Annotated in this window: 17 protein-coding genes; 5 read left to right on the forward strand and 12 right to left on the reverse strand. The window is 38.2% G+C overall.

Features of this window, described 5'->3' with window-relative positions; genetic code table 11:
* Positions 1-110: 110 nt before the first annotated feature.
* The 6 genes from ispH to murJ form a co-directional block, all read right to left on the reverse strand.
* Complete coding sequence (gene ispH / locus H4J56_RS17010) at positions 111-1,040, reverse strand: 4-hydroxy-3-methylbut-2-enyl diphosphate reductase (RefSeq protein WP_182259634.1); 930 nt, start codon at positions 1,038-1,040, stop codon at positions 111-113.
* 41 nt (positions 1,041-1,081) lie between these two features.
* A complete protein-coding gene (gene fkpB / locus H4J56_RS17015) occupies positions 1,082-1,516 on the reverse strand; it encodes an FKBP-type peptidyl-prolyl cis-trans isomerase (protein WP_070374483.1) in 435 nt (144 codons plus the stop codon).
* 1 nt (position 1,517) lies between these two features.
* Positions 1,518-2,051 (reverse strand): signal peptidase II, encoded by a 534-nt coding sequence (lspA, locus tag H4J56_RS17020; RefSeq protein ID WP_182216965.1) that lies wholly within the window; start codon positions 2,049-2,051, stop codon positions 1,518-1,520.
* A 217-nt stretch (positions 2,052-2,268) separates the two neighbouring features.
* Positions 2,269-5,106, reverse strand: a complete 2,838-nt coding sequence (gene ileS, locus H4J56_RS17025; protein WP_070374485.1) for an isoleucine--tRNA ligase — start codon at positions 5,104-5,106, stop codon at positions 2,269-2,271.
* A gap of 116 nt (positions 5,107-5,222) precedes the next feature.
* Entirely contained in the window at positions 5,223-6,149 is a 927-nt protein-coding gene (gene ribF / locus H4J56_RS17030) for a bifunctional riboflavin kinase/FAD synthetase (protein ID WP_182231050.1), read from the reverse strand.
* A gap of 122 nt (positions 6,150-6,271) precedes the next feature.
* The gene (gene murJ, locus H4J56_RS17035) at positions 6,272-7,861 is read right to left on the reverse strand and encodes a murein biosynthesis integral membrane protein MurJ (RefSeq protein ID WP_182259635.1); all 1,590 of its coding nucleotides are present in this window, start codon (positions 7,859-7,861) and stop codon (positions 6,272-6,274) included.
* A 310-nt stretch (positions 7,862-8,171) separates the two neighbouring features.
* Between murJ and rpsT the strand changes: the two genes are divergently transcribed.
* From rpsT to H4J56_RS17050, 3 genes are all read left to right on the forward strand, one after another.
* Entirely contained in the window at positions 8,172-8,432 is a 261-nt protein-coding gene (gene rpsT / locus H4J56_RS17040) for a 30S ribosomal protein S20 (RefSeq protein WP_070374488.1), read from the forward strand.
* Between the two features lie 193 nt (positions 8,433-8,625).
* Entirely contained in the window at positions 8,626-10,278 is a 1,653-nt protein-coding gene (locus H4J56_RS17045) for a dipeptidyl-peptidase 3 family protein (RefSeq protein ID WP_182216962.1), read from the forward strand.
* A 131-nt stretch (positions 10,279-10,409) separates the two neighbouring features.
* Positions 10,410-10,904, forward strand: a complete 495-nt coding sequence (locus H4J56_RS17050) for a peroxiredoxin (protein ID WP_182259636.1) — start codon at positions 10,410-10,412, stop codon at positions 10,902-10,904.
* A gap of 67 nt (positions 10,905-10,971) precedes the next feature.
* On the opposite strand, the gene dinB is transcribed toward H4J56_RS17050, so the two are convergent.
* Positions 10,972-12,033: a DNA polymerase IV gene (gene dinB / locus H4J56_RS17055; protein ID WP_182259637.1), complete on the reverse strand. Its 1,062-nt coding sequence runs from the start codon at positions 12,031-12,033 to the stop codon at positions 10,972-10,974.
* Positions 12,034-12,270: 237 nt separating this feature from the next.
* On the opposite strand from dinB, the gene H4J56_RS17060 reads away from it, so the two are divergent.
* Positions 12,271-13,401: a HupE/UreJ family protein gene (locus tag H4J56_RS17060; RefSeq protein ID WP_182259638.1), complete on the forward strand. Its 1,131-nt coding sequence runs from the start codon at positions 12,271-12,273 to the stop codon at positions 13,399-13,401.
* A gap of 121 nt (positions 13,402-13,522) precedes the next feature.
* Here H4J56_RS17060 and metH read toward each other — a convergent pair whose 3' ends face one another.
* From metH to recA, 3 genes are all read right to left on the reverse strand, one after another.
* Entirely contained in the window at positions 13,523-17,221 is a 3,699-nt protein-coding gene (gene metH / locus H4J56_RS17065; protein ID WP_182259639.1) for a methionine synthase, read from the reverse strand.
* Between the two features lie 59 nt (positions 17,222-17,280).
* A complete protein-coding gene (gene metA / locus H4J56_RS17070) occupies positions 17,281-18,228 on the reverse strand; it encodes a homoserine O-succinyltransferase (RefSeq protein WP_182259640.1) in 948 nt (315 codons plus the stop codon).
* A gap of 455 nt (positions 18,229-18,683) precedes the next feature.
* Positions 18,684-19,721, reverse strand: a complete 1,038-nt coding sequence (gene recA / locus H4J56_RS17075; RefSeq protein WP_182216951.1) for a recombinase RecA — start codon at positions 19,719-19,721, stop codon at positions 18,684-18,686.
* A gap of 337 nt (positions 19,722-20,058) precedes the next feature.
* On the opposite strand from recA, the gene mutS reads away from it, so the two are divergent.
* A complete protein-coding gene (gene mutS, locus H4J56_RS17080) occupies positions 20,059-22,638 on the forward strand; it encodes a DNA mismatch repair protein MutS (RefSeq protein WP_182259643.1) in 2,580 nt (859 codons plus the stop codon).
* 64 nt (positions 22,639-22,702) lie between these two features.
* Here mutS and rpoS read toward each other — a convergent pair whose 3' ends face one another.
* Positions 22,703-23,626, reverse strand: a complete 924-nt coding sequence (gene rpoS / locus H4J56_RS17085; RefSeq protein ID WP_182216949.1) for an RNA polymerase sigma factor RpoS — start codon at positions 23,624-23,626, stop codon at positions 22,703-22,705.
* Between the two features lie 86 nt (positions 23,627-23,712).
* On the reverse strand, positions 23,713-24,573 hold the full coding sequence (locus H4J56_RS17090) for a peptidoglycan DD-metalloendopeptidase family protein (protein ID WP_220465347.1): 861 nt from the start codon (positions 24,571-24,573) through the stop codon (positions 23,713-23,715).
* Positions 24,574-24,593: the final 20 nt, after the last annotated feature.

Consider the following 24,593-nt stretch of genomic DNA (forward strand, 5'->3'; position numbering starts at 1 on the left):
ATTCAGAATAATAAGGTTAAGTCATGAATATTGTTATTAAAATGCTTTAAATTTAAGCACTCATATAACGGATAAAATTACATTCAACCACTTAACCTGATATTTTAAGATTAGCGCAATTCTATAGGTACCGCAAATACTGTGTTCTCTTCACGACCAGGATATTCGATAACCTCTTGACCACCAAAGTCTTTTAGTGCGTCAATAACTTGTTGGATAAGTATTGCGGGGGCAGAAGCTCCGGCAGTGACACCAATTTTATTAACATTTTCAAGCCATTGTGGTTGAATATCGGCAAAAGTATCAATCAGGTAGGAAGGTGTGCCCAACTTCTCAGAGAGTTCACGTAAGCGATTAGAGTTAGAGCTGTTTTTGGCGCCAACAACTAACAGTAAATCAACTTGTGCAGAAATAGTGCGTACCGCGTCTTGACGATTTTGTGTTGCATAACAAATATCGTCCTTGCGGGGGCCTTTAATTAAAGCGAACTTATTCCTCAATGCGTCAATCACTTCTGACGTATCATCAATGGATAAAGTCGTTTGGCTACAATAATACAATTGAGAAGGGTCTTTTACTTCAAGTGTTGCTACATCAGCAACAGACTCAACTAAATAAATCCCGCCATGCTCACTTTCATATTGTCCCATCGTACCCTCAACTTCAGGGTGTCCAGCGTGACCAATAAGAATGCATTCAATATTTTTACGACTGGTACGTGACACTTCCATATGTACTTTAGTCACTAATGGACAAGTAGCGTCAAATACTTTTAGACCACGGTCTTTAGCTTGTTGACGTACCGCTTTAGAGACGCCATGAGCACTAAAAATAACGGTATTATCGTCAGGAACTTCAAAAAGTTCATCAACAAATATCGCGCCGCGGTCTTTTAAGCCATCAACAACAAACTTGTTATGTACTACTTCGTGGCGTACATAAATGGGCGCACCAAATAAGTCTAACGCGCGGTCTACGATACTAATCGCTCGGTCTACGCCAGCACAAAAACCACGAGGGTTAGCTAAAATAATTTCCATAATTTGTTCCTGAAAGACTTAAAAGTCCTAAGAGTTAACGATTATAAAACTTCAACAACGTCAATAACAAATGTTACTGCTTGTCCCGCTAGCGGATGATTAAAGTCAATAGTGACTGATGTACCGATCACTTCTTTGACCATACCAGGTAACTCTATATTGCCAGGTTGTGTGAAAGTAATGATACTGCCCACTTCTGCTGGTACGTCACTACCAAATTTATCTGCATCAACGTAATGGAAATTATCTGGATTAGGTTCGCCAAAAGCATCTTTTGCTTCGAGGGTAAATTCTTTAGAATCTCCAGCGGCAAGGCCTAACAATTGCGCTTCAAAGGCAGGAGAAATACTGGCATCGCCCATAATAATTTTAGCAGGCTTTTTGTTTACTTTGGTACTGTCTGCCGCTGAGCCATCAGATAATTTCATGGTAATATGAGCGATAACTTCAGATTTATCAGTAATTAACATTGTCATTTTATTTCTCGTCTACTTTTGTCTTAGTAATTTCAGTTTTCTTGGCTGAATCACCATTTTTAAAGGAATCAAAAATCATCAATGCCGCGCCAATAAAAATAGCAGAGTCTGCGACATTAAAGGCTGGCCAATGATTATCGGCAATATAAAAGTCTAAAAAGTCGATAACATAGCCAAATAATGCCCGGTCAATTAAGTTGCCCACTGCGCCACTGAGCATAAACGCTAAAGCGATACTTAATAGTGCATTATTCTTTGGCGTTTTAGCCAACCACACTAAAAAAACCACACTGGCAATAGCAGCAATAATGGTAAAGAACCAACGTTGCCAACCGTCTTGGTCGGCAAGAAAGCTAAAGGCTGCACCTGGGTTTTGTACATATCTCAAATCAAAGAAAGGTAAAATGTTCATCGACTCATATAAATCAAATGAGTTAACAACCAGTTGCTTGGTTACTTGATCAATAATCAAAAATAAAACGGTTAACCATAACCATTTAAAACCCGTTTCTGTAAAAAGTTTATTAATTTTCATATTTCTACTGTGCTAATAGTTGTTGTTATATAACTAATGAGATAGTTAGCATGTTTTGTGAATGTCTGACTAAGGCTTTTCAACAAAACTAATCGATGAAATATTGGCTTATTCAAAGCTAGTTCATTCAAGAATAAAGCTAAAGCACACAGCCTAGTTAACTAGCTGAGTACTTTTCTGCAATTCTTGGATGAAATAGCAAAGAATACACAAATATTTAGGCGAATTGGCGTTTCTCGCCCTCACCCTCTACGTTGGTAATACAACGTCCACAAAGTTCAGGATGTTTTTCATCTTCCCCGATGTCTTCAGTTACATGCCAACAACGCTCACATTTGGTGCCTGTTGCTGGTGCAACCGTTAACCATAAGCCTTCAATCTCAGTTGCTAAAGCGCCCGTTGGTGCACTGTCAACTACTTCAACCGTAGCTTTAGAGGTGATCAAAACAAAGCGAAGTTCTTCGCCTAATTGTTGTAATTTTTCAGCAAGCTCTGCGTTGGTATATAAAATAACCGCTGCTTCAAGCGCTTTACCCACTTGTTTTTCTTTACGGGCATTTTCTAGTGCTTTGTTTACTTCGGTGCGCACAAGTAAAATTTCATTCCAGTAATCATTGTTTAAAGTATTACTTGTTTCTGCCTTAGGCAAACCATTAAACCAAACACCGGTGAAAACGAATTCGTCACGCGTTTCACCAGACGGAGTCGGTAGCGCTTGCCAAATTTCTTGTGCAGTAAAAGATAAAATAGGAGCCATCCAGCGAGTCATCGCTTCAGCGATTAAATACATAGCGGTTTGACAAGAGCGACGCGCCGTACTGTCTTCTTTCGCTGTATATTGACGGTCTTTAATAATATCTAAGTAGAAGCCACCTAATTCTGTGGTACAGAAGTTCATTAGCTTATGAACAACAACATTAAATTCGTAGTCATCATAAGCGCTAACAATTTCTTTTTGCAATTGTGCAGCTTTATCAACAGCCCAACGGTCAAGTGCAACCATATCGTCAAAAGCGACTGAATCAGTTTTAGGATCAAAACCATTAAGGTTTGATAATAAAAAACGCGAGGTATTACGAATACGACGGTACGCATCGGCTTGACGCTTAAAGATTTCATCAGAGACAGTAATTTCTTGCGTATAGTTAACTGAAGCTACCCATAAACGCAAAATGTCTGCACCTAACTTACTGGTGATTTCTTTTGGTGTAATAACATTGCCTAATGACTTAGACATTTTGTGACCGTTAGTATCAACGGTAAAGCCATGTGTTAGTACTTGCTTATAAGGCGCTTTACCATTCATCGCTACCGATGAAATCATTGACGACATAAACCAACCACGATGTTGATCTGAGCCTTCAAGGTATAAATCTGCAACGCCATCAAATTCTTCACGTGCATTAACAACGGAGTAATGAGTCGTTCCAGAGTCAAACCATACATCTAAGGTGTCTGGTACTTTAATATATTCTTTAGCGTCATCACCAATAAGCTCAGCAGCGTCTAAATCAAACCATGCTTGAATGCCTTTTTCTTCAACACGCTTAGCAACCGTTTCAATCAGTTCAATGCTGCGTGGATGTAAAGCACCCGAGTCTTGATGAATAAATAATGCCATTGGCACGCCCCAAGTACGTTGACGTGAAATACACCAGTCAGGGCGACCTTCAACCATCAATTCGATACGGCGTTGACCCCAATCAGGGATCCATTGCGTTTTTTCAATTTCGTTTAATGAATCTTGGCGTAAACCTTTTTTATCCATGCTAATAAACCATTGTGGTGTAGCACGAAAAATTAAGGGTGTTTTGTGGCGCCAGCAATGCGGGTAAGAATGCTCTATTGCATGGTGATGTACTAAAGTGCCATGTTCTTTCAATGTTTCAACGACATTGGCATTGGCTTTAAAAACATGTTGGCCAGCAAACAATGGCGTATCTTCTAAATAAACACCATTAGCGCCAACAGGGTTAGCTACTTCAAGGTTATATATTTTGCCCACCACGAAATCTTCAACACCATGACCAGGTGCTGTATGTACACAACCCGTACCAGAGTCAGTCGTTACATGCTCGCCTAAGATCATTGGTACAGTAAAATCATAAAATGGGTGTTTAAGTTGCACTAAATCTAAATCGCTACCTTTACAAAACCCTAATGCATGATATTTATCAATTCCAAAACGGTCCATACATGCTGTCACTAGGTCCGACGCTAAAATATAACGTACTTTGCCCTGCTCGGTTTCACATTGTACTAAAGTGTATTCAACGTCAGCATTAACAGAAACTGCTCGGTTAGCCGGAAGTGTCCAAGGTGTAGTGGTCCAAATAACAACCGATACTTCACCTTCACCTTGATGATTTTCAGGGTGATCAAACTTATCAGCAACACTTTGGTCAACTACGGTGAATTTTACGTCAATCGCTGGCGATTGTTTATCTTTGTATTCAACTTCAGCTTCAGCCAAAGAAGAACCACAATCAGTACACCAATGCACAGGTTTGAACCCTTGATGTAAATGACCATTCTCAGCTATTTTACCTAAAGCACGTATGATATTGGCTTCAGTACCAAAATCCATAGTGAGGTAAGGTTTTTCCCAATCAGCAAAAATCCCTAAGCGTTTAAAGTCTTCACGCTGCCCAATAACTTGCTTGGCTGCATATTCACGACATTTTTCTCGAAAAACACTGGCAGAAACTTTATGACCTGGCTTACCAATTTTTTTCTCAACCATTAATTCAATCGGTAAACCATGGCAATCCCAACCAGGCACGAACGGTGCGTTAAAGTCAGATAACGTTTTTGATTTAACAATAATATCTTTAAGAATTTTATTAACAGAATGACCTAAGTGAATATCACCATTTGCATACGGAGGACCGTCATGCAAAATAAATGATTTCTTACCTTTTTTAGCCGCTCGAATTTGGCCGTACAGATCTTTTTCAGCCCACTCTTTTAGCATGTTTGGTTCACGGTTTGCCATGTTACCTTTCATCGCGAAAGAAGTAGCTGGCAAGTTTAGGGTTTGTTTATAATCACTCATTTAAATCATTATCCGTTGTTATATTCGCTAACTGGTGGTTAGCCTCTAATAAGTTAATAGTAAAATCGACATTGGCTTGATATTAATTTTACTATTAACTCACGTATCTATTTTATTTATAAATCTTGAACAAAGGCTTTTGCCTGCTCACTATCTTGTGATATTTGCTTAGTTAATTCATCTAGTGATGAAAACTTTATTTCATTTCTTAATTTATTTAGCATAACCACTTCAATGGTTTGACCATAAATGTCTTCATTGAAGTTAAAAATATGTACTTCTAGCTGCTGCCTAATACCAGACACTGTTGGCCTTGAACCAATATTAGCCACACCATAAAAGCATTCTTTAACCGTATTTACTTTTACCACGAAAACACCGGAAATAGGTGAAACTCGTCTTTTTAATAAAACATTTGCGGTAGGAAACCCTAGTTTTCGGCCACGCTTATCACCATGAAAAACCCGACCGATAATAGAGTAAGCCCGACCTAGCATTCTTTCTGCGTCAGCTAGTTGATTATTCTCTAAAGCATTACGTATTTGGGTACTGCTGATCCGACAATTTTCAAGTTTGAAACTTGCGGTATCAGAAACAGCAAAATCAAATTTTTCACCGGCTTGTTTTAGCAGACTAAAATTGCCTAAACGGTTCTTTCCAAAGCGGAAATCGTCACCAATAATTAAATGTTTAATACCTAGCTGTTGAACTAATAAAAGTTCGATAAACTCTGACGCGCTTTTATTGGCAAATTCTCGATGAAAATTAACACAAATCAAACGTTCTACACCCAAATTTTTTAAAAGAAAATATTTATCTCTTAAACGTGTCAATCTTGCAGGAGCCGTTTCAGGAGAAAATAACTCTTGCGGCTGAGGCTCAAAAATCATCACTGCTGGTGTACAATTCAATGCTTTAGCTTTTGCAATTAAAGCCTTTATAACGCGAGCATGTCCTAAATGAACACCGTCAAAATTGCCTATGGTTAACACACAGCCATGATCTTCAGCTTGAATATTGTGGATACCGCGTATTAACTGCATTTAATTAAAAAACCTAAATTTGACTGACATTAGTAGACAAGTGTCGCCATTAATGAATAAAAACCAATAAATTATATATCACTCAGGCTTAAGAATCAGCACCTGAAGCTAATTTCATCAATTTATTTTTCAGTTACTTTAACTTTGAAATCTTTCACTCGAATTCCCAGTGCAGCAATAGAAATAAAATAACTGAGCATACCTAAAGTAATGCAAATAAGTAATTGTTGAATTTGCAAGGTGGTTTCCATCGCTAACCAAACTTTAAACGGGGGTGATAACGTAAAAACAACCACTGCCATTATCCCTGCAGAAAAGATAAGCCGCGCAAAAAACCACCACGTTGTTTTAGACAATGCAAAGATATTATTACTTTTTAAACCATGGTAAAGCATTAACGCATTGAGTGTTGCCGACATAGCTGTAGCGATGGCCAAACCTACATAACCAAAAAAAGGTGCCAACATCAGATTGAAAATCATATTGGCTGCCATCGCTTTAATACCTATTTTTACGGGGGTTTTGGTATCTTGGCGTGCGTAATAAGCCGGCGCTAATATTTTAATAAACATAAAGCTGATTAAACCCGAAAGGTAAGCAAATAAGGCATAAGAGACTTGTAAAACAGTTTCTTGAGAAAACTCACCACGCATAAATAAAATCATAATAATCGGCTGAGCTAATACCATTAACCCTGCAAGTGCGGGCCAGCCAAATAAAGAAACAATTTTTAAGCCCCAAGTAATCGTCTCACTAAACTCTTCTTTGTCTTGCTTAGTATGCAATTTAGCTAAACTGGGCAAAATAACGGTAGCTATACCAATACCAAATAACCCTAAGGGAAATTCTAATAAACGATCGGCGTAATAAAGCCAACTAATCGAGCCAGTGACTAAGATACTGGCTATTAGGGTATCAAGCAGTAAATTAATTTGCGTAACAGAAACGCCAAACAAAGCAGGAACAATAAGTTTGCGGATTTTTTTTACACCTTTCGCGTGCCAAGCCCATTTTGGTTTAACAAAGACACCGGCTTTAATCAAAAAAGGTATTTGAAATAAGAACTGAGCTAAGCCTCCTAAAAATACGCCCCAAGCTAATGCAAAAGCAGGATTGTCGAATAAGGGTGACAAGTAGATTGCACAGCCAATAATGCAAACATTAAGTAAAACGGGTGTAAAAGAAGAAACAGCAAATCGACCAAAAGTATTTAAAATCGCGCCGGCAAGTGCGGTAAAGCTGACAAACCATAAATAGGGGAAGGTAATTTTTAGTAGTGATGAGGCTAACTCAAACTGTTGAGCTTTGGGACCATCGTTAAGCCAATCTACAAACCAACCAAAACCAAATAAAATCACAAATAACGGCGAGGCTATCATGCCAATAAGCGTTACTATGGTAACAATTACACCTAAGGTGCCTGAAACTTGAGCGATTAATTTACGTGTTTCACCTTCTTTCAAACTCAGCCCATCTGCCTCATCTTTGGTATGATATTCACTCAACACGGGGACAAAAGCTTGTGCAAAAGCACCTTCGGCAAATAATCGACGTAGAAAATTGGGAATTTTATTGGCAAAGAAAAAAACATCAGACGCTAAACCTGCACCAATAATGTTCGCAATAACAACATCTCGAACCAAGCCGAGCACACGAGAAATCAAGGTCATAAAACTCACTATAAGACCTGATTTCATTAACTTTTTACTCAATGCATAGCTCCAATAAATCGATATAAATCATCATATTCCAAGATGTAATTTTTCATTAATATTATGCAGCTTTTTACCTGTGATAAACAAGTAAATGCAAAGAAGTTTTTAATCTATTTTAAATCCTGTAAATAACAGGTAAAATAGCGCCATTATTTAGTAACCAATAATGATAATTATTATATAATGGTAAATTCATCGTTATTAAGTAAATTAAACCGGTAAAAGGTTTGACAATCGAGCTAAAAAAAGGCATATTTCCTCGCCTTAAATTTAGGCTATATATACAATCATATTTTAGGAGTTCACCTTGGCTAATTCAAAGCAGGCGAAGAAACGCGCGGTTCAATCAGAAAAACGCCGTCAACATAATGCAAGTCGTCGTTCAATGATGCGCACTCTATTCAAAAAAGTACTCGCTGCAATTGAAGCTGGTGACAAAGACACAGCATCTAAAGAATTTGCTGCTGCACAACCGATCTTAGATCGTTTTGCAAGCAAAGGTCTTATTCACAAAAATAAAGCTGCTCGTAGTAAGAGTCGTTTAAACGCTGCTATTAAAGCGCTTTAATTTTTGTTATTGAATTAAAAAACCAGCTTATGCTGGTTTTTTTTTGCCTATTATTTAATTTTTTTACCCCGCCAATAAAACAAACTCACTAAAACCTGATCCCATCCCATAGATTAAGACCTTGCGCATCCTGCCATTTTTGGTAATCTCTTTGCGTTATATATACATATTCAAAAAATACGTGAGAATAAAAATGAGACTAACAAAACTCGCTACTGGCCTTTTGCTTGCCACTAGCCTATTAAGCGCTTGTAGTGAAAATAATAAACAACCACGTTCAGCGCCTACTTTATTAGCAGAAGCCAAAAGTCGTTTAGACATATATAAGCCAGTAACACTTAGTGCTGATTTGAGCCACTTGTCTGAAAACCAGAAAAAAATGATCGTATTGCTTATTGAAGCTTCAGATATTATTGATGAACTTTTCTGGCAACAGGCTTTTGGTGAAGACAAAGCAAGCTTCCTTGCTAGTATTGATGATGAAAAGGTCCGTGAATTTGCCCGTATCAATTATGGTCCTTGGGATAGATTAGATGGCGATAAACCTTTCCTTTCTGGATATCAAGCAAAAGCGGCTGGCGCAGAGTTTTACCCTAATGACTTAACCAAAGCTGAATTTGAGCAAGCAGATTTTGCTGACAAAAGTGGCTTATATTCGGTCGTTAAGCGTACCAGCGATGGACAATTAACGTCAGTGGCTTTTTCTGAGCTTTATAGCGATAGCATTAATCGTATTGCGGCTATATTAGAAAAAGCATCAAGCTTTGCTGATGATAAAGAATTTGCAAATTACTTAAATTTACGTGCAACAGCAATCCGTCATGATGACTTTCAAGCGTCTGATTTTGCTTGGATGGATATGAAAAACAATCCTATTGATGTCGTTATTGGCCCAATAGAAACCTACGAAGATCAGCTTTATGGTTACCGCGCTGCTTTTGAATCTTATGTGCTGATTAAAGATTTAGCCTGGAGTGAAAAGCTCGCTAAATATGCTGAATATTTACCCGAATTACAAAAAGACTTACCCGTTAAAAAAGCTTATAAAAAAGAAGTACCCGGCTCTGATGCAGACTTAAACGCATATGACGTCATTTATTATGCAGGTCATTCTAATGCCGGTAGTAAAACAATTGCGATTAATCTCCCCAATGACGAAAAAGTACAGTTAGAGAAAGGTACGCGCCGCTTACAACTTAAAAATGCGATGCAAGCTAAGTTCGATAATATTATGTTACCCATTGCTAGTACCTTAATCGTTGCTGAGCAACGTGAAAATGTAACATTCAATGCCTTCTTTGCTAATACGATGTTTCATGAGGTTGCCCATGGTTTGGGTATCAAAAATACCATTAATGATAAGGGCACAGTACGCCAATCATTAAAAGAGCATGCTTCGGCACTAGAAGAAGGTAAAGCCGATATCCTTGGGCTTTATATGATCCGCCAGTTACTCATTAAAGGCGCCATTGAAGAAGGTACATTGCAAGATTATTACACAACCTTCTTAGCGGGAATTTTCCGTTCAGTGCGCTTTGGCGCAACATCTGCTCACGGTAAAGCCAACATGGTACGGTTTAATTACTTTGCTGAGCAAGGGGCGTTTACCCGTAACTCGCAAGGGTTATACTCTGTCAACATTGATAAGATGACTGCCGCTATTGATTCGTTGTCTGAGCTTATTTTAACCTTACAAGGTAATGGTGATTATGAAGGTGTGGCTGCACTTGTTGCAAAAAGCGGTGTCATTAAAGCCGATTTAGCAGAAGACTTAGCGCGTATTGAAGCGGCTAATATTCCTGTTGACATTACCTTTAAGCAAGGTAAAAAAGTGTTAGGTTTATAATACTTTTAAATGAAGTGCCAAAAAGCCTATCAATACGATAGGCTTTTTTGTTAATAAAAAGCTCGAAATAATTTCGCCGTAATCAAGGTCTCCTATAGTAGTTAGTCATATAAATAAAAGTAGGTTGTTTCATGAAAGCATTTTTATCAATTATTATAATATTCGTTAGCATATTGTCGTTCAACGTTAACGCCAATGACAATAAAGCCAACCAAGCCCCAGACTGGACACTAAAAACCCAAGCCGGTAAAAGCATTTCATTAGCAGACTATCAGGGCAAGCCGGTGATTTTGCATTTTTGGGCAACATGGTGTCCCTATTGTAAAAAATTGCAGCCTAAATTAGTCGAGCTAACTGAAAAGTATAAAAATACCGACATTGAGATTGTTGCTATTAGTTTTAGTGAAGATGAAGGAGCAAAACCACAAGACTCGATTACTCAACGAGGTTATCAATTTATTACCGGTGTTGAAGGTGAAAAAGTTGCTAAGTTATATGGCGTAAAAGGTACACCAACGACATTTTTTATCAATAGAAGTGGACAAGTTGTTTTCAAATCTACCAGCTCAAATATTAACGATCCAAAATTAGAATTGGCGGTTAAAGAAATCATTAAACCCGCATAAGCACAGTAATAGGCACAGTAATAAAAACTAAAATACCGGTACTGACATCATATCAAGTCAGTACCGGTTATAAACTAAAACAAAGCTGCTGTGTTTCTTTGTTATTATGCTCAGCAAAACCTAGCGTTAATCCTATTAAACGTATTCCCCTAGATTGACTACGCAACAGTGCTTTTAACAGTAATTGTTTAAAGGTGTTTTCATCACAGTGGCTGCTTTGCTGCTCAACTGTTGTTTGGGTAAAGTCATTAAACTTAAGTTTAATCCCTTGCTTACTAATAACCATATGTTGATGTTTTTCTAATCTCACTAAAAGCTTCTCATATAAAAGCTCAACGGCACTTTCACACTCTTTTTCACAAGACAAGTCTTGAGAAAAAGTGGTTTCTATCGCTAATGATTTTCTAACTCTGTCGGTTTCTAATTGGCGATGATCAATACCAAAACTTCGTTGATACAATGCAGGGGCAAACTTGCCGACAATAGGTGTTAATACGGCAACAGAACTTGCTCGTATATCTGCACATGACGAGAAACCGTAACCCAATAATTTTTGTGCTGTTTTTGGGCCAATACCCGGAATTTTTTTCAATGGTAAATTTTCAACGAAACCACTCACGTCTGCGGGCGTAACAACACATTGACCATTAGGTTTATTTTCATCACTGGCAATTTTAGCAATAAATTTATTAGGAGCAACACCTGCCGAGGCGGTTAGATTGAGTTCATTAAAAATATCACGACGTATTTGCTCCGCAATAAGCGTCGCACTGCCGTTAAACTCTTTGTTATGGGTAACATCAAGAAAGGCTTCATCAAGCGACAATGGTTCAATCAACTGAGTGTAACGTTGAAATATCGCCCTTATTTGTGCAGAAACTTCTTGGTAAACAGCCATTCTGCCTGAAACAATAACTAGATCAGGGCAAAGTTGCATCGCCTTAATTGCTGGCATTGCCGAGCGAACACCAAATTTTCTTGCTTGGTAATTACACGTACACAAGACGCTTCGGGGCCCTGTACCGCCTACCGCAAGTGGCACATTACGTAAAGACTCATTGTCACGCATTTCAACAGCGGCATAGAAACAGTCCATATCTATATGTATTATTTTTCGACTTTGAGTCATGTTTTAGTCATGTCTTAATTATAGTAATCATGTTTATCAAAAGTCCCTTATTTCGTTGTGAAAAAATAAAGCATATTTTCGCTATGGGCAACTCAACCTAAACTGTATACAAACACAGTATAAACTTTTAAGTTAATAGTTCAATACTGAAATAATAATTTGACCACTGTTAATTTCGTGCTAAATACGTTAATTTGTCGCTTTATTTTTTATCAATGACTAGCTGATATTACTTTTATGATTACGCGCCTTTTACAAACAACTTTTGCCCTATTACTACTTTTATCACCTGCACTAGTGAATGCTCACACCAATGAAGCTAACCAAGCAGAGCTAAAATTACTTGTAGATAATAACTACCAACTTAGTATCGATATTGATGTTTTGCATGTCATTAAAAGTCATCAAAAATCATCAGTAGATGAGGCAGATTTAATTAATCATCTAAAAAACCTCTCTTTAATTGAAATAAAGCAATTACTCTCAAAAATATTGCAAATAATAAATCAACAAAGCGCTTTTATTATTGATGAAGAAAGTGTGCTTGTTGCCCCTTTTTCAGGGCTAACGGTATTTGAATTAAAAGCAAGACTTCGCGCTGACTCACCGACTAAAACCATTAAGCTATCGTCGCAGGGTCAATTACCACAAAAAAGTAACAACGCAGCCTTGATATTTTCGCCCATCTTAGGGGATGTCTTATTAACAGTCAGCCGTTCAGAGAAATCTTTAGTGCTATCCGGCCAGAACAGCCATCACTTTTCTATTGATGATATCAAGGGTGGTGTACGTAAACTTTCAACAGCCGAAATTAAGCTACTTAATATTGTTGAGTATATCTATCAGGGCTTTGTACATATTCTGCCGCAAGGGCTTGATCATATTCTCTTTGTGCTCGCGCTATTTTTATTAGCCACTAAGACATCAACACTGCTCTGGCAGGTAAGTGCCTTTACTCTTGCCCATACCATTACGCTAGCTTTGGGTATATTTGGTATTATCAACCTACCCAGCAGCATTGTAGAGCCGCTTATTGCCTTATCAATTGCTTACGTGGCTATTGAGAATATTTTTTATCACAAACTAACAAAGTGGCGCTTACCCATTATCTTTGCTTTTGGTTTACTGCACGGTTTAGGGTTTGCAGCAGTACTTATTGAACTGGGCTTACCCAAGAGTGAGTATGTCAGTAGCTTGATCTCATTTAATATTGGCGTTGAGTTGGGTCAAATAACGGTCGTTGCTTTGGCTTTATTAGCGACGCGCTGGTTTGCTAAAAAAACTCAATATAGACAATACGTGGTGATACCGTTAAGTGCGCTTATCGCCGTTATCGCTATTTATTGGTTTATCGAAAGAACCTTTTAATACACAACACAGGTCATCTCGTCGTTTAACATTGAGTAGTCAAATGAACAACGGCCTTAAACCTACTTTACAGAGATTTAAGGCCGTTGCCGTATAAACTAAATGATAATGACTCTATTAATTACTCAGGTTCATAATCCAAGTTAGCTGACAGCCAACGCTCTGCTTGTGGCAATGTCATCCCTTTTCGAGTCGCATAATTAATCACTTGGTCTTTAGCGACTTTAGCGACCGCAAAGTATTTTGATTCTGGGTGAGCAAAGTACCAACCACTAACCGCGGCTCCAGGCCACATGGCAAAACTTGAGGTTAGTTCCATGCCGATATTTTCTTCAACATTGAGTAGTTCCCACAACAAACCTTTTTCAGTATGCTCTGGACAGGCAGGATAACCCGGCGCAGGTCTGATACCTTGATATTTTTCACGAATTAAATCATCATTAGCAAGCGACTCTTGTGGGGCATATCCCCAGTATTCTTTGCGAATTTTTTCATGGAGATATTCAGCACTCGCTTCTGCTAATCGGTCGGCAACAGCTTTAACTAAAATACTATTGTAGTCATCATGTTGAGCGGCGAACTCCTTCACTAGCTCGTCACAACCATAACCTGCAGATACCGCGAAAGCACCAACATAATCTTTAATACCTGAGGTTTTATCCGCGATATAATCAGCCAAACAACGGTTAAACTGCCCTGCTGGCTTTTTACTTTGTTGACGTAATTGATGCAATTTCATCAATTGCTTATCTCGGTTTTCATCTGCAAACAATATTAAATCATCTTGTTGACGATGAGCTGGAAACAGACCAAAAACCGCTTTTGCCGTTAACTTTTTACTGTTAATAATATCGTCTAATAAAGCATTAGCATCATTAAATAGATTAGTTGCCTCTTCGCCGACCACTTCGTGTCGTAAAATAAGCGGATATTTGCCTGATAATTGCCAAGTCATGAAAAATGGCGTCCAATCGATGTAGTTTCGAATGACATTTAAATCAAGATTATCAAGTACCGTAATACCAAGTTTATTGGGTATTTTAGGGGTATAGTTTTCAAAACTTATCGGCGCAGCATTGGCGCGTGCATCTTCTAATGATATTAAGCTTGAACGTGGTCCTTTTTTATAATGACGCTCACGTACCCGCACATATTCATCATCTTGACGCGCTAAAAATGCCGCACGTTTCTCACTATCATCTGAAAGTAAGGTACTAACGACTGAAACTGAACGCGACGCATTAGGCACATATATCACCGGATGTTGATATTGTTGTTCTATTTTAACGGCAGTATGAGCTTTTGATGTTGTCGCGCCACCAATAAGTAACGGCAAGTCAAAATTAAGACGTTTCATTTCTTTAGCGACATGCACCATTTCATCAAGTGACGGTGTTATCAAACCTGACAATCCAATCACATCGACCTTTTCGGCTTTCGCCACACGCAAGATATCATCACAAGAAACCATGACACCTAAATCAATAATTTCGTAGTTGTTACATTGTAAAACAACACCGACTATATTTTTACCAATATCGTGGACATCACCTTTGACCGTTGCCAGTAAAATTTTACCGTTTGATTTTATTTCAGTTTTTTCAGCTTCAATAAATGGATTTAAATGAGCAACAGCTTGTTTCATTACTCGGGCTGATTTTACCACTTGTGGCAGAAACATTTCGCCAGCACCAAATAAATCGCCAACAGTATTCATACCATCCATTAATGGTCCTTCAATAACATCAAGAGGTCGTTCAGCCACTAGCCTTGCTGCTTCAGTATCTTCGACAATAAATTCATTAATGCCTTTAACCAAAGAGTATTCTAAACGCTCTTTAATCGGTAGCTCACGCCAGGTTAAATCAGCCTTATTATTTTTGCTCCCCGCTTGCCCCCGATAAGACTCAGCCACATCAAGTAAGCGTTCTGTTGCGTCGTCATCGCTATTTTGTATGACATCTTCAACAGCAAGGCGGAGATCGTCAGGAATATCTGAATAAATAGCTAACTGACCTGCATTTACAATGCCCATGTCCATACCATTTTTTATTGCGTGATATAAAAACACCGCATGAATCGCTTCACGTACTGGGTTATTACCACGAAATGAAAATGACACGTTAGAAACACCGCCCGAAATCATCGCATGAGGTAGGTTTTCTTTTATATCGGCAACCGCTTCAATAAAATCTACCGCATAGTTATTATGCTCTTCGATACCGGTTGCGACCGCAAAAATATTGGGATCAAAGATAATGTCTTCTGCAGGAAAGCCTATTTCATTGACTAAAATTTCATAAGCACGTTTACATATTTCATACTTACGTACCCGTGTGTCTGCTTGACCTTGTTCGTCGAAGGCCATAACAATAACAGCCGCGCCATAACGGCGTAATAGTTCAGCTTGTTTACGGAAGTTTTCTTCGCCCTCTTTCAAGCTGATTGAGTTAACAACTCCCTTGCCCTGAATACATTTCAAGCCTTCTTCTAAAATATCCCATTTAGAAGAATCAAGCATAATCGGCACTTTCGCGATATCAGGTTCACCGGCGATTAAATTCAAATAACGGATCATCGCCGCTTTCGAATCAAGCATGCCTTCATCCATATTTATATCTATAATTTGCGCGCCATTGGCAACTTGTTGCAGGGCAACGGCGACGGCTTGTTCATAATTTTCTTCGGTAATTAAGCGCTTAAATACAGCAGAGCCAGTAACATTAGTTCGTTCACCAACGTTAACAAATAATGAACTTTCCTCTATGGTTAACGCTTCAAGCCCAGACAAACGACAAGCAATTTTCCTGGCGCTGATTTCCCTAGGTTTTACATTGGCAACCGCATCCGCCATACCTTTTATATGCGCTGGCGTTGTACCACAACAGCCACCAATAATGTTAAGGAATCCCGACTCAGCCCATTCATTGACATGAACATTCATATCTTCGACGCTGAAATCGTATTCACCAAAGGCATTAGGCAAGCCTGCATTAGGATGAGCTGAAACAGCAAAGTCTGATATTCGACTCAATTCTGCCACATATTGTCTTAGTTCAACCGGACCTAATGCACAGTTCAAACCAAATGAAATAGGTTTTGCGTGGCGCAATGAATTATAAAAAGCTTCGGTGGTTTGCCCAGACAATGTTCTGCCTGATGCATCAGTAATGGTACCCGAGACCATTACTGGTAAACGTAACTGCAATTCATCAAAAACAGTTTCAACCGCAAAAATAGCCGCTTTAGCATTTAAGGTATCAAAGATAGTCTCAATAAGAATAATATCTGAGCCACCTTCAATCAGTGCTTTCGTTGATTCTATATAGGCATCTTTTAATTGATCAAAAGTCACATTACGATAAGCAGGATCGTTAACATCGGGTGAAATAGAACATGTTCTGTTCGTTGGCCCTAAAACACCGGCAACAAACCTAGGCTTATCAGGTTTTTTAGCGGTGAATTCATCCGCTGCTGCACGGGCTATTTGTGCCGCCGCTAAATTGATTGCCGCACTGTAAGACTGCATATCGTAATCTGCCATCGCGATCGTCGTGGCATTAAAAGTATTCGTTTCAAGAATATCAGCACCCGCTTCAAGGTATTCATAGTGAATAGCTTTAATTACCTCGGGTTGTGTAAGCACTAACATATCATTATTGCCTTTGACATCAAGATGCCAATCAGCAAACTGTTCACCTCGGTAATCTTGTTCTTCAAATTTGTAGGCTTGGATCATCGTCCCCATAGCACCATCTAAAATAAGAATTCTTTTTTGTATTTGTTGCTCAAGACGACTAAATGATGCTGATTTTTTCATACTATTTCTCTACTTTTACTTTCAAACTTAATTTAATGGCTAGATATATCCGACACTGTTTATATTTCTGCGTCTGGGTGTATTGCTTTAATATTTGTTGCGTCTAGCTTGTACGGTGTGATCTGATAGACATAATAGTTTAACCAATTAGTAAATAATAAACTGGCATGACTACGCCATGAACTGTGTGGCACTTTTGTTATATCATCATTAATATAGTAATTATTGGGCATAACTGCGTTGATATCAGCCTTAAGGTCACGTTGAAACTCTTCATCTAGCGTGGTTGAGTCATATTCTGGATGACCGGTTAAATAGACCTGCTGTTTATTTTTGCTCGCGACCACATAAACGCCTGCTTGTGGAGATTCAGCAACAATCTTTAATTCAGGAATTGATAGGTAATCAGACTTATCAATATATCCAAATCGTGAGTGTGGGACATTAAAAAATTCTTCAAAGCCGCGGGTAAGCTGTTCTTTTTGGTCAACAGGGCTATGCTGAAAAACACCAGATAATTTTTCTTTTCTTAAATGTCGTCGCAATCCATAGTGATGATATAGAGCGGCATGAGCAGCCCAACAAGAAAACATTGTTGAGGTGACATTTTCTTCAGCCCAATCAAATATTTCACAAATTTTATCCCAGAAGGTTACTTTTTCGTATTCCATTAACGCCAATGGTGCACCGGTTATAATTAAGCCATCGTATTGAGTATTTTTAATGTCATCAAAGAGACGGTAAAAATTATCTAAGTGCTCTTTCGGCGTATGTTTGGATTCATTGGCGTGAATACGTACAAAATCGACATTTATTTGTAAAGGTGTATTAGACAATACCCGTAATATTTGAACTTCTGTTTCAATTTTATTAGGCATTAGATTGAGAATAGCGACTTTCATTGGGCGAATTTCTTGACTTGCCGCTCTACGCTCAGACATTACAAAAATATTTTCTTCACCTAAAATAGACAAAGCAGGTAATAAATCTGGAATTTTAATGGGCATAGCGTTTACCTAATCAAATAATGTCAAACAAGCATGAACACTTCGTTCTCTACTTTCATTTATTAACTTATATTATGGCTACCAATCAACATACAGGTTTCGACTAACTCGAGCACTACGAATGATAACGGATATATAAATATTATCATTTTATGGTACGTGTATTTTTAGCTATGTCAACATCTAAACGTATAGACGTCTATAATGTTTTTTACGTTAATATTATTTGTCATCTATAACCCTAGCGAGTAAATATTGGTGGAACTAACCTAATAGAGTGCTACGTAGAAAAACGGGGGGGTATTCGGGCAGTAAAGATGCTTAGGTAAAACACTATATCAGCATATTAAAGAACGATGGCATAAGAGAGCAAAGTCATTAATTAGATATAAAAAAGCCACTGTAAATACAGTGGCTTAATAATTGTTTAAACTTTTATGTTTAATGTGTAATGTTTATTCTACAGCTTCTTCTTCTTTAGCTGGTTTTTCACTTGCTCTTACACTTTTAATTAACAGTAAGTCGCGTAAACGCTTATCAAGTTCTTTTGCCATTTCAGGTTTTTCTGCTAAAGATTTAGCCGCATTTGCTTTACCTTGGCCAATACGATCGCCATTGTAGCTATACCAAGAACCGGCTTTTTCAACCATGTTATGCAAAACGCCTAAATCAATTAATTCACCTAAGCTGTTAATACCTTCGCCATATAAAATCTGAAATTCTGCTTGTTTAAAAGGAGGCGCTATTTTGTTTTTAACCACTTTTACGCGAGTTTCGTTACCAATAATTTCGTCGCCTGCTTTTACAGCACCGATACGTCGAATATCTAAACGAACAGAAGCATAAAACTTAAGTGCATTACCACCCGTTGTGGTTTCAGGAGAACCAAACATTACACCAATTTTCATACGAATTTGGTTAATGAAAATAATCATGGTATTTGATTTTTTCAAGTTACCTGTCAACTTACGCATTGCTTGTGAAAGCATACGGGCTTGTAATCCCATATGAGAGTCACCCATATCGCCTTCAATTTCTGCTTTTGGTGTAAGTGCAGCAACAGAATCGACAACAATAACGTCTATAGCACCTGAACGCGTTAGCATGTCACAAATTTCCAATGCTTGCTCACCGGTATCAGGCTGAGAAACAAGTAATTCGTTAATGTTAACACCTAACTTTTCAGCATAAATAGGGTCAAGTGCATGCTCAGCATCAACAAAGGCACAAACTTTACCGTTACGCTGAGCTTCAGCAATAACTTCAAGCGTTAACGTTGTTTTACCACTTGATTCAGGACCATAAATTTCAACAACACGCCCAAGTGGCAAACCACCCGCACCGAGTGCAACATCAAGCGCCAATGAACCTGTAGAAATGGTTTCAACATCCATGGTGTTATTATCACCAAGCTTCATAATTGAGCCTTTACCAAATTGTCTTTCAATTTGACTTAATGCTGCTGCTAATGCTTTTTCTTTGTCATCTTTCATGTTTGTTCCGCCGATGTTGCTAAGATTTCGTTTTGATGAAGCAAGTATACTGTATGACCGTACAGTATCAAGCTTTTTTACAACTATTTTAATTATATTATAAAAAGTAAAATAAGGAGACTTTTAAGTCATTGAAAAAAATGAGAATAAACAGCAACAGTAACTTTTAGCCATTACCCGACAAAAAGTTACTGTTTATATTATTGCTGTAAAATAATTGCATAAACATTATCGTATTCAGTAAAAACTTTAGTTAAATAAATAGAGTCTAAATTTGCCAGTTATGACATAATTGCCACCTTACTCTTTCATTGAACTTATGAGTTACCGCATAGAAATGACGACAGCAAACTTAGACTTATCCTCACACACCCCTATGATGCGCCAGTACTTAACCATTAAAGCTGAGTTCCCTCATATTTTAATTTTTTATCGCATGGGTGACTTTTACGAGTTATTTTTTGATGATGCGAAAAAAGCATCTGATTTGCTCGATATTTCATTAACCGCTCGCGGCAAGACAGGGGGTAATGCAATACCTATGGCGGGCGTTCCCTATCATGCGGTGGAAAATTATCTAGCAAAATTAGTACAACTGGGTGAATCTGTTGCCATTTGTGAACAAATTGGTGACCCAGCAACCAGTAAAGGCCCTGTTGAACGTAAAGTTGTTAGGGTTATTACCCCAGGTACGGTGAGTGATGAAGCATTATTACTTGATAAGCATGACAACCTAATTGTTGCGGTAAGTGAAGGTAATAATAAGTCATCGCAACGCTTTGGGCTGTCTTATCTTGATATGACAAGTGGTCGCTTTGTACTGACTGAGCCAAATACCATTGAACAGTTACAAGCTGAACTACAGCGTTTATCTCCTGCTGAATTACTCTACAGTGAATCGTTCTCAGCGCCAGAGTTACTAAAAGGCTATCAAGGATTAAGAAGAAGACCTGAATGGGAGTTTGATTTAGACACAGCTACTAATTTACTAAATACACAATTTGGCACTAAAGAACTTTCTGGCTTTGGTGTTGGTGATAAATCATTAGGCTTAATGGCCGCTGGTTGTTTATTTCAATATGTAAAAGAATGTCAACGCAGTGCGCTTCCTCACATTCGAGCCATTATTTGTGAGTCTTCTGCTTCTGGTGTCATTTTAGATGCGGCAACTCGTCGTAATTTAGAACTCACGCAAAACTTACAAGGTGGCTTTGAAAATACCCTAGCATCGGTATTAGACAAGTCAGCGACACCAATGGGTTCTAGATTACTAAAACGTTGGTTACATTTTCCTTTACGTGATTTAAACATATTAACTGCACGTCAAAATGCAATTAGTGAACTATTGTCACAAGATTTAACGACTGAATTATTTAGCCAACTTAAATCTTTTGGTGATATTGAGCGTATTGTTTCTCGCATTGCCTTACGCTCTGCGCGTCCAAGAGATTTTGCTCGTTTACGTAATGCTTTAAGTCAATTGCCTGAACTTCAGCAACATTTACAAACTTGTCAGCAAGCACATATCACTGAATTAGCGTCAAAAAGCTTTCCAATACCCGACTTACACGACTTATTACAGCATGCTTTAGTTGAAAATCCACCCGTTCTTATCCGTGATGGTGGCGTTATTGCCAAAGGCTATCATGAAGAGCTTGATGTCTTACGTGACTTAAGTGATGGTGCAACTGAATTTCTTGCTCAACTCGAAGCGCGTGAAAAAGAACGTACCGGTATTAGTTCCTTAAAAGTAGGCTATAACAGGGTTCATGGCTTCTTTATTGAAATGAGTCGTACTGCCGCGAACGATGTACCTGATGATTATATTCGCCGACAAACCTTAAAAAATAACGAACGTTTCATTACTAATGAACTAAAACAACATGAAGAAAAAGTGCTTAGCGCACAGAGTAAGTTTCTCGCCTTAGAAAAACGTTTATATGATGAATTGTTCGATTTAGTGTTACCTGATTTAGAAAAACTGCAATTACTTGCTCAAGCTGTCGCAGAACTAGACGTTTTAAATACCTTTGCAGAACGCGCAGAAAGCCTAAATTATGTTAAACCAAGTCTAAGCCAAAATGACGGTATTGAGATTAAAGCCGGTCGTCATCCTGTCGTTGAGTTAATGACTAGTGAGCCCTTTATTGCTAATCCTGTTACCTTAAATAATGAACGTAAGATGTTGATCATTACGGGTCCTAATATGGGCGGTAAATCAACCTATATGCGTCAAACAGCGCTCATTGTTTTATTGGCTCATATTGGTTGCTATGTCCCTGCTGATGCGGCAAACATTAGTATGGTTGATCGAATATTTACCCGTATTGGCGCTTCTGACGACCTAGCGAGTGGTCGTTCAACCTTTATGGTTGAAATGACAGAAACCGCAAACATTCTCCATAATGCAACAGAAAAAAGTTTAGTGTTACTTGATGAAATAGGCAGAGGAACCAGTACTTATGACGGTTTATCTCTTGCTTGGGCTTGCGCTGAAATGCTGGCGATTAAAACTAAAGCCTTTACTTTATTCGCTAGTCATTATTTTGAGCTAACCCTGTTAGCCGATCAGATACCAAGCTTGGTTAATGTTCATTTAGATGCGGTTGAGCATGGTGATACCATCGTCTTTATGCATACCGTTCAAGAAGGCGCTGCAAGTAAGAGCTTTGGCTTACAAGTTGCACAACTTGCCGGTGTGCCTAAGACCGTTATTCAACGGGCTAAACAACGCTTGGCTGAACTGGAAAGACAACAGGCTCCTTCTGTTATCAATGTCGAACAACAACCCTTTGAGCAACTTTCATTTATTGATAATACTCACCCCGTACTCGAGTCATTGTCATCAATTGATGTAAACGATTTAACCCCCAAACAAGCATTAGATTTATTATTTGAGTTTAAAAGTAAAATGTAGCCCTTAATATTAAATAAAAAAAACCAGCAATTGCTGGTTTTTTGTTTTATCGAAGCTAAAATATCTACGCTTGAAACAAGGCTTCAATCGATAAGTCTTGTTGACTTAAAATATCGCGTAAACGCTTAAGCGCCTCAACTTGAATTTGACGAACACGTTCACGTGTTAAACCAATTTCAACGCCAACATCTTCTAATGTTGCCGCTTCATATCCTAATAAGCCAAAACGACGGGCAAGTACTTCACGTTGCTTAGAGTTAAGTTCGTTTAACCAGTGAATAATATTATTTTTAATGTCGGATGTTTGCAAGCTACCTTCTGGACCACCACTTTTATCATCCGGGATAACATCAAGTAATACTTTATCGTTTTCACCACCGAAGGGGGAATCGACTGAGGTCATACGTTCATTTAGACGCAGCATTTTAGTGACATTAGCGACTGGCACATCAAGCGCTTCAGCAATATCTTCTGCGGTAGGTTCGTGATCAAGCTTTTGTACTAATTCACGCGAAGTGCGTAAATAAATATTGAGTTCTTTAACGACATGGATAGGGAGACGAATAGTGCGTGTTTGATTCATAATGGCACGTTCAATCGTTTGACGTATCCACCATGTTGCATAAGTTGAAAAACGAAATCCTCGTTCGGGATCAAATTTTTCTACTGCGCGGATCAAACCTAAGTTACCTTCTTCAATAAGGTCAAGTAAGGGTAAACCACGATTATTATAACGACGGGAAATTTTAACAACTAAACGCAGATTACTTTCGATCATGCGTTTTCTTGAGGGTTCATCACCTTTAAGGGCAAGGCGAGAAAAGTACACTTCTTCTTCAGCGCTAAGTAATGGAGAAAATCCAATTTCGCTTAAATATAATTGAGTGGCGTCTAAATTCGATGGTACATCTTCTCTATCTTTAGATGATGATCTAGTTGATTCTTTTTTATCTACACTAGTACTTACCAATTCTTTTTCTATACTCATGCTGTATCTCCCAAGATTTAGCAAAGCCAACTATCAATGATTAAATATGCACACTAACTCCAATTTATTATTATTATTATTTGTTGTTATTTAGACAGGTACTTCATAGGGTTTACTGATTTACCACGAAAGCGAACTTCAAAATGAAGCATGACTCTTTCAGCGTCTGTATCACCCATTTTCGCTATAACCTGACCCGCTTTTACCGACTGTTGTTCTTTCACTAAGATACTATCGTTATGAGCATAAGCACTAAGGTAATCATCATTATGTTTAACAATAATTAGCTGACCGTATCCTCGTAAAGCATCTCCGGCATAAACCACCACGCCATCAGCTGTCGATTTAATCGAGTCACCACGTATACCTGCGATGTTTATTCCTTTGTTACCTTGTTTTGCTGTAGAAAAACCTTCAATAACTTTTCCTTGAGCAGGCCACAACCAATTTCTTATTTTTTGAGAAAAACTTGTGCCATTTGCAGAGGTTTTATTGTTTACTTTTTGCCCTCTTACATTTTTACCATACGCCTGCTTTTTATTTGATGCAACAGGTTTTTTTACCCTTGTTGGTATGTTACTTTTCGGCTTTTCATTGCGCGCTATATTACTAGTGGCTTGGCTCGAATTTTTAACTAAAAATAATTTTTGTCCAGGGAATATTTTGTAAGGAGATACCAGATTATTAAAAGTGGCTAAGCTACTAATATCAACATTAGCTCGCCAAGCAATAGAATATAAGGTTTCACCTTTTTTAACGATGTACTCGCGACCTTTTAAGCTATTTTTAACACGCTTACTTAATGGAACTGAGCCTTGAACATCAACAACGGGGGCCGGTTTATGGTTAGAAGAACAACTTACCACAGACAAACTAAGCACTAAAAAAACCACATAAGTGATTTTTTTAGTGCTTAATAGAGCATAATTTTCACGATTTAAAATCAAAAAACCATCCTAGCGTTGTC

It is taken from the genome of Colwellia sp. BRX8-4, assembly GCF_014077345.1.
Classification (GTDB): Bacteria; Pseudomonadota; Gammaproteobacteria; order Enterobacterales; family Alteromonadaceae; genus Colwellia_A.